Raw genomic sequence first — 13,454 nt, forward strand, 5'->3', positions numbered from 1 at the left:
TGTCAGCCGATTGACTGTGCCCGGGCCTCTGTCTGGCGGAAATCCCGCGGCGTCTTGCCGAAGCGTTGGCGGAAAGTGCGGCTGAAATGAGATAGGTCGTTGAAGCCCCAGCGCATCGCGACTTCGGAAATAGTTTCCTTTCGCGCGCTGCCAAGATCCTGGGCGCAGCGATCGAGCCGCTCCTCAAGGACGGTTCGGCCGAACGACCGGCTGCCTTCTTCCAGCACGCGATGCAGATATCTGGGCGATACGCCGAAATGCGCCGCGACCTTGGCTGGCGACAGTTCGGGATCGGCAATATTCCTTTCGATGTGGTTCATTACTGACGCGCAAAGTGCCTTGCGTGCTGAACCCTCGCCAGCTTCGATCGCGCTGCTCGTCGCTCCTAGCGACATGGCCACCAGTTCAATCATACTGTGACTCAACTGCGCCGCTGTAGGCGACAGGGTATGTGCGTTTCGGGTGATCGACATCAGAAACTCAACTGCGACCGTGCCGACACCACCATTGGCGGACACCGAGGTGGCCGTCACGCGATCGGCATTGCGCAAATGCGGGCGGAGCAAATGGCGTGGGATGCGAAACGAATACTGCAGCCAGTCGTCACTGCAATAGTCGTTCAGATAGGGCTCCGTGGAATCGACCAGCGAGAATTCGCCAGGTTGAATCAGGGCGGACCGTCCGCCCTGCGACATCCGGCACTGTCCCCTGATCTGCAAGTTCAGGAAATATACCTCCGCCGGCATCCGGCTGATCTCCGAACGGCCGCGGTGAATCTTTTGCCGGGTCGAAGCGATGGTGGTGACGTTGACGCTTGCCAGCGGCTGCGCTGTGACAGTTCCCGCAAATGCGCCCGACGAAGGCCTGGTCGGATCAAGCGCGATGTATGCCTCGCACAACACCTCTTTCCAGTAGCTGAACTGGTCGCGCTCTGGCAGTGTATCGGTCGTCCAAGTGTCCATCTGCATGTCCCTGAATCGGGATGACAGAAAATCTAAGCATCATTCGTGCCACTCAAAGCGCTTCGCAGCTTCAGCTCGCAGGTGTTGAAAAACGGCTCTTTTCCTAGGGCTTTTGGTATTAATCGTCAGGATAGGGTGCTCTCAAAGGTTGTTGGGAGGTTGCGTCGATCACAAGTAAGGCAGCTTGCTCACCGGTTGCCTGCCGCTTAGGCCGCCAATCGGTGCGTCGCACGAATAAGCGGCCCCTTCTGCCGGTCATTCGCGTCATTTTTGACATATCTGCAGCATCTCCGCTATCTGGCCCATCTCGGACCTGCAATACGAGTTGCGAAAGCCGGGATAGGTGTGATTCAAGCTCCCGAACCGGAGCCTCGAAACATGAGATACGAACTCACAGACTTTGAGTGGACTGCCATCCGGTCGCTCCTTCCGAACAAGCCGCGCGGCGTGCCTAGGGAACGACCGACGTGTTCTCAACGGCAAACTGCTCGTTTTCGCAGTCGCTGTCTCCTCGGTGGAGAACAGAACCCTAACTCAAAATCGGGGGCGTTTCAGGCGAGCAGGTCAAGATCGACGCGCTGCCTAACGTTTATCGCCGTTTGATCTTGCCCATCTACTGAAGATAAATTGGAGCAAGTATCATTCCTTTAGTGGATTTGAGGATGGGAGTAGTCCAATCCGGTTTACCAGCAATAAAAAAGCCCGGCGCTATGGCCGGGCTTTTCCTTGATCATCTAAAAATCAAAAATGGTAGTTCACACCGACGCGCAGGACATGAAAATCGAGATCGCTGAAGTGCGTGCCATAGGAAGAAACGGCACTACCGGGAGTCGTTGGAGCTGCTGAAGTGATGCTGCTGCTTCCAAGATTGACGTAGAGATACTCAGCTTTGAACGCCAGGCGCGTCGGCAGTATTCGGCCGAAGAGAAAATCCGCATCGTGCTGGAAGGGCTGCGTGGTGACGAGAACATCTCCGAGCTTTGCCGCCGGGAAGGCGTCGCTGCCTCGATGTATTACGGCTGGTCCAAAAAGTTCCTGGAAGCCGGCAAGCGTTGGCTGGCCGGTGACACGGCGCGCGCCGCGACATCGGGCGAGGTGAAGGATCTTCGTCGGGAGGCCAGCGCCTTGCTCATACACAGCGCGGGCCGACGGACTGTCCTTCAACGCCTCGTCCTGGACGGGGAAGAAGACGTGGTGGACAGAGGCCTCCAGCGCGCCCCTGTACATCCGGTGCTGGAAGGTGTCGGAGAAGCGTGCTCGTTGGACCAAGCCGGTTGCTACCGTTCTCTCTGAGAACGCCGCAACGATATCGCAACGAATTGGGTGAAACGACCGTGAACAAAACGTGACGGAAACACCTGCGACAGTGAGAAAAATCAATGGCTTAAAGGATGTTCACTGCGTTCGGGACGCAGGGGTCGCAGGTTCGAATCCTGCCACTCCGACCATGATTTCAATGACTTAGCGTCATTTCGCGGCGCCGCCGTCTGTCAAGAATCTCCCGATTTTCATCTAAGTACAACCACTCGGGCGCGCGTGCCCTGCTGCGCGCAGCTATCCGCCCTCAAAAACGCGCTTGCGGGCGTTCTCGATATGCGACCGCATGGCTTCGCGCGCTCGGGCTTCATCTCTGGAGGTGATCGCATCGAGCACGGCCCGGTGCTCTTCTTGCCCACGCAGAAGTCGGTCGCGAGGCTGAATCAAGGAGAGATTTCGATTGAGCGTGATGCCCACGCTCACCTGAGACTGGATCGCGGCGAGAGTCGCGGCGAAGAAGCGGTTGCCGGTGGCCTCTGCGACTGATCGGTGGAACGCGATGTCTTCCTCCACGCCGAGCGCGGCATCTGCGATCACTTGATCCAGTGCTGTGATTGCATCGCGGATCCGGCGCAGACCTTCCGGATCGTGATCGCGCGCGGCAAGCGCGGCAGCTTCTCCTTCGATGCCGATGCGAAATACGAAACAGCGCTGGATATCGGCAATGCTTCCCACGGGAGCGTAGTTGTAAACGTCTGCCGCGGGACGTCGCATCACGAATGAGCCGGCGCCCTGCCGCGATGCGACGACGCCGTCATCGCGCAGCCGCATCAGCGCTTCACGGACGACCGGGCGTGAAACGCCAAGCTGATCTGCCAGGCGTGTCTCAGGAGGAAGCCGCGAATTGACCGGGTAGATTCCGACCGTGATCTGGCTGAGGACATGATCGTAGACGCGGTCGCTAAGCTTTCCCGTCACAGCCGGGCGCTCCGGAATGTCGTCCCGTTTGACCGTTGAGCCCATGTTCACCCCGTCCTTGCTCCGAACATGCTCCAGTCTTTGGCAACATTACATCTTTTTGACAAGTCGGTGCACTGCCGCTGACAATCCAGAATTGCAGCGCGGGCCAAACTGCTGAGGCGCGAGGGGCCGTGAGGGCGTCGGTCAAGCGCGGGCGGCGGCATCTGATAGCCAGGCCTCGATCAATCGCTGCACGTGAAGGGCGGAGCGCACGCTGTTGGACGGCTCGCGTCGTTGTTCGATCGCATCCAGCATCTCGGTGATCACGTTCCGATGCGGCCCGTGATCGAATGCCATCGGATCGGCGCCACCGCCGCCCGATTGCGCAGTCCCGACCGTCTCTGGCGGGCCTTCGTGACGATGGACGGCCAACTGGAACGTCTCGAGATAGGCCGAGCCGCGCGTGCCGGCGATTTCGATACGCTCCGGATAGCCGGGCCGCGCAACACTGGTGGCATCGAGCGCGCCGATGGCACCGCTTTGGAAGCGCACGGCCGCCGCTGTCACGTCTTCAGTATCGATCGTTCGGAGCGGCGAGGTCGATGCAAAACCGGCGACGTCCTTATGCGGCCCCACGAAATGCAGAAGCAGATCGAGCGTATGGATGGCTTGTGTGAGCAATACGCCGCCGCCATCGCGAGCCTTCATCCCGCGGCCCGGTTGACGGAAATAGACGTCATCACGCCACCAGCGGATCGATGCACTCGCCGACAGGATATCGCCCAGATCTCCCTGATCCAGCACGGCCTTCAGGCGTAGTGCTGCGGGACGAAAGCGATGTTGCAGGCACACGCCACACCGCACGCCGGCAGCCTCCGTGACGGCCGCGAGTTCCTCACCCCTGGCCACCGATATCTCGACGGGCTTCTCGACCAGAATGTGCTTCCCTGCTGCGGCTGCAGCCTGCACCGTCGCCAGATGCGTCCCAGGGGGCGTCAGTATCAGGACGAGATCGAGATCGGAGCGCGACAGCAAATCCTCTTGGCTATCGGAAACCGGAACGCCCCACTGCTGTGAAAACGCTGACCGCCGGTCCGCTGATGGCGCAAATCCGCCGACGATTGTGATCCGTCCCTGCGCCTGCAATTCAAGCAACGAAAGAATATGCGGCTTCACCGCCATTCCAAGCCCAATCAGGCCGACTCCAATTGGCATGCGTTTCTCCCGATGGCCGACCTTCTCAAGGCGCCGACTTGTCGGCTCTTGGGGTCGGGTATGACGTCACAGACTGATATGCGAACGAGCAAGACGGGCAAGGTGCGACATCGCGACATCAGCAAGTCCTGCTCATGATCGGCCGATTGCGATCTCCCAATGCTTGACAGATGTCGCCTAACTCGTCGATGCTGTGTTTACAAATAAATGACAACCGTGCGCGACGCGGGTGCATATGCCAGGGAGGAATCGGAAATGCGGATCTGTCCGAATGCATTATTGCGCCCGTTTGCCGGCGCCGTGGCTGTCCTCGCCGTGACGGCCTTCGTTGGTGAACCCCTGAGGGCCGCCGAGCCGATCGTTCTCTCGATCATCGATACCGGGGGCGATCTGGCATCTACCCAGGTCATTATCGAGAACTACAAGAAGGCCAATCCCGACAAGATCAAGGAGATCAGGATTCAGCGCGCGCCGGCGCCGGAGTTGCCGGCCAAGATCAAGGCTCAGCAGGATGCCGGACGGCTGGACATCAACCTTGTGCTGACCGGACAGGACGGTGGCGCGTTTCTCGCGGCCAACAACCAGCTGATCAAGATTCCCGATTTCGAGAAGCAGTTTCCGCGCGATGAGATGACCCCTGCCGGTAAGGCGCTGTACGACGAAGGCCGCGATTACATGGTGCCGTCGGTGGGCAACGCCGGCGGACCGGTGTTCGTCTACAATCCCAGCAAGGTGCCCAACCCGCCGAAAACCGCCGAAGAATTGCTGGCCTGGGCGAAGGCAAATCCGGGTCGGCTGATGTATGCGCGGCCGGCGAATAGCGGACCGGGGCGGTCGATCGTACTGGGCATGGCGCACATTCTAAATGACTCGAAGCCACTCGATCCCGACAAGGGGTGGGACAAGACCTGGGCCTATCTGAAGGAGCTTGGGCAGTACGTCGAATACTATCCGACGGGCACCGCGATCACATTGAAGGAATTCGCCCAGGGGCAACGCTGGATCATCGCCGGCATCATGGAATGGGACATGAAGCCGCGTGCCCAGAGCGTCATCCCGCCGGACTCCAAGATCACCATCCTTCAGAACACGACCTTCGTGGTCGACGGACATTACTGGTGCATCCCCACAGGCGTGCCGAAAGAACAGGTCGACGTCATTCTCGATCTCATGAAGTTCATGCGCCGGCCAGAGCAGCAGGTGCTTTCCTGGCCGGGCTTCATCGGGCCGACGATCACCGCGGCCACCATGGAAAAGGCACCCAAGGAGATCCAGGAACTGGTGAAGGAGTTTTGGCGGCCGGAATACGACGAAGTCGGCACCAAGTGGAAAGTATCCCCGCCGCTCGGCGTGAAGGAATTAAGCTACGCGATGGACCGTTGGGACCGGGAAGTGGGCGCAAACCAGGTCAAGAAGTAATCAATTCGATGAGCGTGCGGGTCCGCATGGACGGACCCGCCGGTGGCTTTGTTGCTTCTTACTCAGAAACGGGACGACATGAACGGGCCGGGAGATAGGTTGGACTCGCTGAAGCTTGGAATCACCAAGCGCTATGGCAACAAGACCGTGCTGGACAACCTTGAACTCGATATCCGAAAGGGCGAGTTCGTCACCTTCCTCGGACCGAGTGGATGCGGAAAGTCGACGGCCTTGTCGATCGTCGCTGGCCTGATTGCGGCCACCGAGGGCGAGATCAGGCTCAATGGAGCGCGGGTCGATCATCTGCCGCCCGAGAAGCGCGCATTCGGAATGGTGTTCCAGAATTACGCGCTGTTTCCTCACATGACGGTCTTCGACAACGTTTCGTTCGGGCTCACCCTGAAGCCATTGTCCAAGGATGAGATCAAGAAACGCACCGATGCGATGCTCAAGCTGGTGCAATTGACCGGCTATGAGGAGCGCTATCCGGGCCAGCTCTCCGGCGGTCAGCAGCAACGCGTTGCGATTGCGCGTGCCCTCGTGTTGCATCCGCGCCTGATGCTGTTCGACGAGCCGCTTTCGAATCTCGACGCGAAGCTGAGAGTCGAGATGCGGGCGGAGATCAAGCAGATACATGCTGCGCTAGGGCTGACGTCGATCTACGTGACTCACGACCAGGCCGAAGCACTGTCGCTGTCGGACAGGATTGTGGTGTTGCGCAATGGCGTCCTGATGCAGTCGGGCACGCCGCAGGAAATCCACGACCGACCGAAGAATGTCTTCGTGGCGGATTTCATGGGTTTCCGGAATTTCTTCAAGGTCAGGATCGCGTCAGTGTCCAACGGAATCGCCGAGGGCGTCGGTGATGGAATCCGCATTCGGGCGCGGGCAGGGGCCGATGTGCGCGTGAATACCAACATGGTGATGGCGATACGTCCAGACGATATCCGGGCCGGCGGTGAGGTGGTTTCCGGTGCCGAAGATGTTAGTGGCTGTGTCGAAGTGGTCGAGTATCTCGGTCGGGAACAGGAAGCCGCCATACGCATCAATGACAATACGCGAGTCTGGTTGCGCACCGCCGAGGCGATACGAACCGCCGATACGATTGGCCTTCAGTTTCCGATCGACAAGGTCGTCTTGCTTCCTGCGGAATAGGCGAGAAAATAATGCGCGCCGTAGCCAACGATGAGAAGAGCGAATTCGACGCGCTGGCATTCTTCTGTTTGCTGCCGTCCTTGCTCTACGTTCTCTGCATGTTCGTCTATCCGTTTCTGTATGGAGTCTATCTCAGCCTTCAGCCGCAAAAGGTTGGCGGCTTTAGCTTTGCGAACTATCTCACCTTCTTCAGCGATCCCTATCAGTATGGTACGATCTGGATCACCTTCAGCCTAGCGATTCCCACTACGATCGTTGTCCTTCTGCTCGCTCTTTGGCTGGCCTACGGCATGCGCCGGGGCATTTTCATGGAACGGACCGTGACGACGATCTTGATCATGCCTATTTCGCTTGGCGTGATCCTGCTGTCGGAAGGTATCTTGGGTTTCTATGGTTCGCAGGGTTGGTTCAATCAGGTCCTTCTCGGATTAGGGCTTATCAAAGAGCCGTTCATCCTGACGCATAACTACGCTGGCGTTATGCTGGCGTTGTTCATGCAGCAGTTTCCGTTCTGCTTCCTGATGCTGCTCGGATACATATCCGGCATCGACCCCAGCCTTGAACGCTCGGCGCGGATGCTGGGCGCGACACCTTCAGTCGTCTTCCGGCGCGTGATGCTGCCGCTCATCGCGCCCGGTCTTGCCATCGCATTCGCACTGGTGTTCGTCATGAGCTTCGCGGTCTTTCCGTCCGCCATCATGCTCGGGCAGCCGGCGGGTACCACGCGCACGATCTCTATTGCGGCCTATCAGAAGGCCTTCGAACAATATGACATGTCGGCTGCTTCCGCGATCGCGGTGGTTATGGGTCTGTGTCAGCTGGCAGCACTGCTGGTCATCATCCTGTTCCGTCGCCGGTTGTCGCCGGCAGCGACCATGGGCGTCGGAAAGAGATAGGGCCGCACAATGCGAAGCAGAATGTGGAAGCTCTCGCTCTATCTGTTCATTGTGGGTTTCATCCTCAACATGCTTGGGATCGTGTCGCATGTTGTCGTGAGCTCGTTTGCCAAGCGTTGGTTCGGCGGACTGCTGCCGCCGGCCTATACGACGGACTGGTTTGCTTATGCGTGGAAGAATTTCGATCTGGGGCAGGTGTTGGGCGTCACGCTGCTGATCGTGGTCGTCGTTGTCTTCCTTGCACTGGCCATTGGATTTCCGGCCGCTTACATTCTTGCGCGACGAAATTTCCGATTCAAATCGGTCATCCTGCTGCTGTACTTCCTGCCGCTGGTCATCCCTCAGATGACTTACGGGATTCCACTGGCAACCACCCTTTACCGATATGGCGTCGGCGGATCCGTCGTCGGCGTGATCTTGGCGGTCCTGGTGCCGATGGTACCGCTGGCCGTCTTCGTGTTGATGCCATTTTTCGAGCAGATCAGCGTCAATCTGGAATGGAGCGGGTCAATGCTCGGCGCAAGCCGGGCTCAGATTTTCAGGCGGATTCTGTTTCCCCTGATGGTACCGGGAATACTCACCGCCGGCGTCCTTGTGCTGGTCAATACGATCTCGAATTTCGAGCTCGCATTTCTCCTCGGCGGCGGTGGATCGCAGACGCTTGTCGTCGCGTTATTCTACAACATGTTTGCCGGTGGTGTTCGCCCCGTCTATTCCATCGATGCCATGGCCGTGATCTACATGGTGATGGTCATGACGCTGCTTCTGATCGCATTGCGGTTCGTGCGCCCGACACAGATGGTGTTCAAGCTCGACAAGTAAATTCATATTTGAGGCTGCGCGTGTTTGGTCATCGCCAAGGTTGGCTCATCGCGCAAGGCGGACAGGAACCACCTGCCGAAGCATGGCGTCGGACCTAGTAACGGTCTTCTTCGATGCAATGCCATAGGTGACGACCGGGCGCGCGACGTCGTCCGGTTCAATCCAATCGGTCGGAACGGACGCGTCTGTCAGGATAGGCATCGGCTGATCTTACAGGCTGATTGGCGCAAATGAATAATAATCTGTCCAAGCTTCGTAATGACGCCGGGGTCGCCTCCATCTATCCCTCCACCCACCAAGCGAGGTCGATAAGGAATCGACCGTAGAGGAAAGGGATTTTGATGGCTTTGATCACCCATGGGCGCGTTTCAGAAACGCTCGACAAGCTTCATCGCGATGCCGACGCGGCGGATGGCGACTTCATGGCCAGCGTCATGGCTCAGTTCGAGGCGTCCGGTGAGACGGTGGAACAAGCGGCCGCCAAGCTGGTGGCCGAGGAGCAGGTGAGCTACCGGACCACATACCGCGGTCACGCCGAGCACTTCCTGGCCGTTTCTCCTGCCTATGGTCGCTTCCTCTACGCGATCGCCCGCGCGCGGAGGGCGAGCAGGATTGTCGAGTTCGGAACGTCGATGGGAATCTCGACGATCTATCTTGCGGCTGCACTTCGCGATAATGGCGGCGGTCAGTTGATTGGTTCGGAGCTTGAGCCCAGCAAAGTGGCGCGGGCGCGCGCGAACCTCGAAGCGGCGGGCCTCGCTGATCTCGCGGAGATCCGCGAAGGCGACGCGCTGGAGACGCTCAAGAATGTCGGCTGCCCGGTCGACGTTCTACTGATCGATGGCGCGTTTTCTCTTTACTTGCAGGTGCTCAAGCTGATTGAACCACGGCTGGCGCCCGGAGCTGTGATTCTGGGCGAGAACGCGTTTGCGCGGGACTATCTCGATTATGTCCGCAACCCCGCCAACGGCTACCTGTCTCAACCGCTCGCTGTCGACGAAGGGCGCGGCAACGAGTTCACCGTTCGGGTGGCCTGATTGCGGCAGGAGTGGGCGGGTCCGCCGACGACCGCTGCAGCCGCGGTCGTCGTATTGTAAATCCGGACGGCGCCATGCGTCGCCGGAGCGGCACGACGAGTAATTTCGCCGGCCCGTGCTTTCCCTAAGGTTTTGCAGATGCTCGTGGACCGTTATCGGTCCACTCGGGCGGCAGCCCGATCTTGGCGCCAGCCATTCCTGCGATGCCCGGAGCCCGACCGTAAGCCTCGCAGGCCGCGTATTTCGGTGCGAGGCCTATATTCGAATTCACCTTCTGCCATGTGGGGATGTTGATCCCCATGGATTTGAAGGGAGTTTCCCCTTTCACCAGCAAATGTCCGAAGTCGTCGCCGAATGCCGATGCAAGTTCGTAGGCATCGCTCGCTCTTGAGGCGCGCGGCGAACTAAAAAAGACACCCGCACCTCTGCCCCATAGCATGGCGGCTTGCTGCCGGCCGGCCACATCGACCGCTTCGGCTTCGATGGCGAGATCTCCCAGGCCATAGGGTATACGCGGGATCGGTATCGGCACATTGGTGCCCATGTCGATAAAGCTTGTGCTGAGAGACGCCGCGGCGGAAGCGCCTGCTGCAATCTCGTCGGTTTCCGTCGCCCGCGTCACCGTCGCACGGACAGTCAGATCCGCAGGCTCATGGGGCATCACGACCTGAAAGCGATCACTGAGGCTGATACACAAGGCGCGGTTCACGACATTCGCCACCAGAGTTCGCTGTTCTCCGGATAGCTTCGGCGCAATCGTGGACGGGAATACTGTCGGGGCAATGTTGATCGTCTTTGCCGTCAGAACCTGCTCTTTCCTGACCATGAGCCTGGATTTCGTGAGCTTGCCGTCGGACGGAGTGAGCCCCTCGTAGGACGAGAGCCGGTTTCCCTGAACAGCAGGCACCGTTGCGCAACCTGGCAGAAACGTCGCGACGGTGAGCATCGCGAAAGATAGGGAATGATACTGTCCCCGCGTCGATGACCGATGTCTGACTGGAGATGTCTGATCGCGGGATGGAGCCGTCTTTATGGCCGTCGATCGGCGGAGACTGGCGAGGAAGCGCATTCGAAACCCCTGAGTGTTGTCGCTGCGCAATTGATAAGGATGCCAGGTTGCTCGCACTCCGGCCGAATGTGTCGAAACATTTCTTTGCAGGTGATTTTCGTGTCAAAAACCCGCCGCAATCGACCCGGGACATGCTTCGTTACAAAAGTTCTTCTCCAATTTCCCCTGAGGCAATTACTGCTCCTGAGGGGGTAAGACGGATTTCATTTCCATGCATGTGCCGCAAATTCTCGTTGTCGACGACGATCTCGAAATCCGAAAACTTCTGGCGCGTTACGTGCAGGGACAGGGATTTCGCGTCCAACTTGCATCAAGGTGCGGGGAGGTTAGGGAGCGCATCGTTACTAACCAGATTGATCTCATCGTACTTGATGTGATGTTGCCGGACGGATCCGGGCTCGACCTTTGCCGTGATTTGAGGGCCAGGAAATCGAACATCCCGATCATCCTGCTCACCGCTCTGAAAGAGGATATCGATCGGATCATCGGCCTTGAGATCGGAGCCGACGATTACCTCGGCAAGCCATTCAACCCGCGTGAGCTCGTTGCGCGTATTCGCGCGGTCTTGCGTCGCGGTCGGAATAGCCGCTCTACGCCGGACGATGCCGGTCGGTATGTCTTCGAAGGCTTCACGGCCGATCCGTCCACGCGTTCCGTGACCGATCCGAAAGGCGAGGACATCGAGCTGACCGGTGCGGAATTCGATCTGCTAGTGGCGTTTCTTGATCGTCCCGGCCGCGTATTGTCGCGCGATCAATTACTCGATCTGACGCGCGGTCGCGATGGCGATGTGCTCGATCGATCGATTGATGTTCTCATCAGCCGCCTGCGCCGCAAATTGTCGGACGGTGTTGCTGCCCAGCTGTTCAAGACCGTGCGCAACGGTGGCTATCAACTGGCTGCCAAAGTTGTTCATGTGGGGGAGCAAAGATGAACACACTTCGCGTAAAGGTAGCTCTGCTTCTCGTCTCATCGATCGTTGCAGTTGTCATGTTCATGACGATCGCGACAATGTATATTTTCAAGGCCCCCGACGAAGAGGTCGTCAATCTGTTAGCCCGGCAGTTGATCTTGATGGAGCGCCTCGCAGCGAACGATCCTGAAGGCCGTGTGCTCGTCCGGAGCCCGGCGAGCGGTATGCCGGACGAAAAGCAGACGAAAATCTTTGGCTCTGTCACCGCGCGACTTGGTTCGCCGCTGGATGTCGTTGTTACGCGTAAGGACGGGCTTGAAGGTAGCTGGTTTCAGGCCGCGTCAGTCCGAGTCGGATCGCGCGGATGGTTGATCGTAGATCTCGATCTTCCGCCGAACGTCGAGCGCCTGTGGTGGCTTGCCTTCATTACAATTGGAGTCGGGGGCGTCGCGGTGCTCGCCGCGAACCGGATGATCCGACCGCTGGTCATGCTTGAAAGTGCTGTCGAAATGGTCAGCCCCGACGGCATTCTGCCGCATCTGCCCGAGCGCGGTCCTGCTGAAGTCCGGGCGACTGCGGCCGCGCTAAATTCGTTGTCGACCCGGTTGAGGCGAGCAGTCGAAAGCCGCATGCGCCTCATTGCCGGTGCGGGTCATGACTTTCGCACGCCGCTCACCCGAATGAGATTGCGCGCGGAATTTGTCGCAGACGAGGAGGAGCGCGAATTGTGGCTCCGGGACATCAAGGAACTCGATCATATCGCAGACAGCGCCATTGAGCTGGTGCGCGAGGAGTCGGCGAGTGCGTTGTCGGAGGTCATTTGTATTGAAGGCCTCGTGGGCAGCGTGGCGACAGAATTGCAGGAGCAGAATTTCAAGATAGAAGTCTCCGACACCGCCAAGGTACGCGTAAAGGGAAATCGCGTCGCTCTGAGCCGCGCGTTGCGCAATCTACTGATCAACGCGGCAACTCATGGCGAGCGCGGCAGAGTCAGCGTAACCGGCGGCGCAACTGCACACATTATCATCTGCGACGATGGCCCAGGAATCTCTCCGGATCTGCTCGATCAGGTATTCGAACCTTTCTTTCGCACCAACCCGGCGCGCATTCAGAGCATACCGGGAGCGGGCCTTGGCCTTACGATCTCACGAGAAATTATTCGCCGGGCCGGCGGCGATATAAAGATCAGCAACGGTCGTGACGGTGGCCTGGTGCAGGTAGTCGAACTGCCGGCGATCGCAAATCTATAGATCGATTCTTGTTGCGGTCTTACCTGCCATTCGAGGCGCGGATCGATGGAACGTTGAACAGTCCGATGACGAGCAGCCGGTTGAGTTCTCGTTCGCATATTGGTTCATGGGCATCAGCGCGGTCCTACGAACGCCTGTTTCCAAATTGAATTTCGTGACTTTGCGGATACGTTGTATCTTGCGCCACACCGGATTGGAACTTCATCCGCTAACCGACGGGGTAACGGTGCAGATCATCTTCGCGCCGATCACTTTGACAACTGATGCGCCTGGCCAGACTCCGACTGGTGATCGGAAGCTGCTGTCGATCGTTTCGGCGCTGCGATGGATTCAGCGCTACGTCGAAGCTGAAACCCGCGCGTCCCCTCAATGGATTGATGTCGTCAGCAGGCTAGCTGCTGCGAGCGAAGATCCGGTCAGCACTGTTGACGCTAGGAATGCACTTCACGATGCAATGGTTGCCTATGGTTGGGCCAAGCGGAGCATCCATTGATTTCGT

At 58.6% G+C, this 13,454-nt stretch carries 12 protein-coding genes and 2 pseudogenes; 10 read left to right on the forward strand and 4 right to left on the reverse strand.

Going from position 1 to position 13,454, the window contains the following annotated elements:
- Positions 1–2: 2 nt before the first annotated feature.
- On the reverse strand, positions 3–968 hold the full coding sequence (locus SFY93_RS08995) for an AraC-like ligand-binding domain-containing protein (protein ID WP_320446826.1): 966 nt from the start codon (positions 966–968) through the stop codon (positions 3–5).
- A gap of 372 nt (positions 969–1,340) precedes the next feature.
- Between SFY93_RS08995 and SFY93_RS09000 the strand changes: the two are divergent.
- Positions 1,341–1,458, forward strand: a pseudogene (locus SFY93_RS09000) (IS5/IS1182 family transposase); the annotation flags it as partial.
- 371 nt (positions 1,459–1,829) lie between these two features.
- Positions 1,830–2,090: pseudogene (locus SFY93_RS09005) on the forward strand (transposase); the annotation flags it as partial.
- A gap of 426 nt (positions 2,091–2,516) precedes the next feature.
- Here the strand turns inward: SFY93_RS09005 and SFY93_RS09010 are convergent.
- Together SFY93_RS09010 and SFY93_RS09015 are read right to left on the reverse strand one after the other, a co-directional pair.
- Entirely contained in the window at positions 2,517–3,242 is a 726-nt protein-coding gene (locus SFY93_RS09010) for a FadR/GntR family transcriptional regulator (RefSeq protein WP_320446827.1), read from the reverse strand.
- A 141-nt stretch (positions 3,243–3,383) separates the two neighbouring features.
- Positions 3,384–4,394 (reverse strand): Gfo/Idh/MocA family protein, encoded by a 1,011-nt coding sequence (locus SFY93_RS09015; RefSeq protein ID WP_320446828.1) that lies wholly within the window; start codon positions 4,392–4,394, stop codon positions 3,384–3,386.
- 255 nt (positions 4,395–4,649) lie between these two features.
- On the opposite strand from SFY93_RS09015, the gene SFY93_RS09020 reads away from it, so the two are divergent.
- The 5 genes from SFY93_RS09020 (at position 4,650) to SFY93_RS09040 (ending at position 9,723) form a co-directional block, all read left to right on the forward strand.
- The gene (locus tag SFY93_RS09020) at positions 4,650–5,813 is read left to right on the forward strand and encodes an ABC transporter substrate-binding protein (protein ID WP_170849753.1); all 1,164 of its coding nucleotides are present in this window, start codon (positions 4,650–4,652) and stop codon (positions 5,811–5,813) included.
- Between the two features lie 99 nt (positions 5,814–5,912).
- Positions 5,913–6,968 carry an ABC transporter ATP-binding protein gene (locus SFY93_RS09025; protein ID WP_320446829.1) on the forward strand — a complete coding sequence of 352 codons (1,056 nt, stop codon included), beginning with the start codon at positions 5,913–5,915 and terminating at the stop codon, positions 6,966–6,968.
- Between the two features lie 11 nt (positions 6,969–6,979).
- Entirely contained in the window at positions 6,980–7,864 is an 885-nt protein-coding gene (locus tag SFY93_RS09030) for an ABC transporter permease (RefSeq protein WP_320446830.1), read from the forward strand.
- Between the two features lie 21 nt (positions 7,865–7,885).
- Positions 7,886–8,686: an ABC transporter permease gene (locus SFY93_RS09035; RefSeq protein WP_244628390.1), complete on the forward strand. Its 801-nt coding sequence runs from the start codon at positions 7,886–7,888 to the stop codon at positions 8,684–8,686.
- Positions 8,687–9,027: 341 nt separating this feature from the next.
- Positions 9,028–9,723 carry an O-methyltransferase gene (locus SFY93_RS09040; RefSeq protein WP_320446831.1) on the forward strand — a complete coding sequence of 232 codons (696 nt, stop codon included), beginning with the start codon at positions 9,028–9,030 and terminating at the stop codon, positions 9,721–9,723.
- A gap of 124 nt (positions 9,724–9,847) precedes the next feature.
- On the opposite strand, the gene SFY93_RS09045 is transcribed toward SFY93_RS09040, so the two are convergent.
- Positions 9,848–10,669 carry a DUF3313 domain-containing protein gene (locus SFY93_RS09045; RefSeq protein ID WP_320446832.1) on the reverse strand — a complete coding sequence of 274 codons (822 nt, stop codon included), beginning with the start codon at positions 10,667–10,669 and terminating at the stop codon, positions 9,848–9,850.
- A gap of 334 nt (positions 10,670–11,003) precedes the next feature.
- Between SFY93_RS09045 and SFY93_RS09050 the strand changes: the two genes are divergently transcribed.
- The 3 genes from SFY93_RS09050 (at position 11,004) to SFY93_RS09060 (ending at position 13,448) form a co-directional block, all read left to right on the forward strand.
- A complete protein-coding gene (locus SFY93_RS09050) occupies positions 11,004–11,726 on the forward strand; it encodes a response regulator (protein WP_320446833.1) in 723 nt (240 codons plus the stop codon).
- Complete coding sequence (locus SFY93_RS09055) at positions 11,723–12,955, forward strand: ATP-binding protein (RefSeq protein WP_320446834.1); 1,233 nt, start codon at positions 11,723–11,725, stop codon at positions 12,953–12,955. The genes SFY93_RS09050 and SFY93_RS09055 overlap by 4 nt, the downstream gene beginning before the upstream one ends.
- A gap of 178 nt (positions 12,956–13,133) precedes the next feature.
- Positions 13,134–13,448 carry a hypothetical protein gene (locus tag SFY93_RS09060; protein ID WP_320446835.1) on the forward strand — a complete coding sequence of 105 codons (315 nt, stop codon included), beginning with the start codon at positions 13,134–13,136 and terminating at the stop codon, positions 13,446–13,448.
- Positions 13,449–13,454: the final 6 nt, after the last annotated feature.

Source organism: Tardiphaga sp. 42S5 (assembly GCF_034044155.1).
Taxonomy (GTDB): domain Bacteria; phylum Pseudomonadota; class Alphaproteobacteria; order Rhizobiales; family Xanthobacteraceae; genus Tardiphaga; species Tardiphaga robiniae.

Coding starts and splice junctions, on each gene's coding strand:
- SFY93_RS09035 (WP_244628390.1), top strand. CDS start 7,886: ATGTGGAAGCTCTCGCTCTATCTGTTCATTGTGGGTTTCATCCTCAAC.
- SFY93_RS09045 (WP_320446832.1), bottom strand. CDS start 10,669: ATGCTCACCGTCGCGACGTTTCTGCCAGGTTGCGCAACGGTGCCTGCT.
- SFY93_RS09010 (WP_320446827.1), bottom strand. CDS start 3,242: ATGGGCTCAACGGTCAAACGGGACGACATTCCGGAGCGCCCGGCTGTG.
- SFY93_RS09050 (WP_320446833.1), top strand. CDS start 11,004: ATGCATGTGCCGCAAATTCTCGTTGTCGACGACGATCTCGAAATCCGA.
- SFY93_RS09040 (WP_320446831.1), top strand. CDS start 9,028: ATGGCTTTGATCACCCATGGGCGCGTTTCAGAAACGCTCGACAAGCTT.
- SFY93_RS09055 (WP_320446834.1), top strand. CDS start 11,723: ATGAACACACTTCGCGTAAAGGTAGCTCTGCTTCTCGTCTCATCGATC.
- SFY93_RS08995 (WP_320446826.1), bottom strand. CDS start 968: ATGCAGATGGACACTTGGACGACCGATACACTGCCAGAGCGCGACCAG.
- SFY93_RS09015 (WP_320446828.1), bottom strand. CDS start 4,394: ATGCCAATTGGAGTCGGCCTGATTGGGCTTGGAATGGCGGTGAAGCCG.
- SFY93_RS09020 (WP_170849753.1), top strand. CDS start 4,650: ATGCGGATCTGTCCGAATGCATTATTGCGCCCGTTTGCCGGCGCCGTG.
- SFY93_RS09030 (WP_320446830.1), top strand. CDS start 6,980: ATGCGCGCCGTAGCCAACGATGAGAAGAGCGAATTCGACGCGCTGGCA.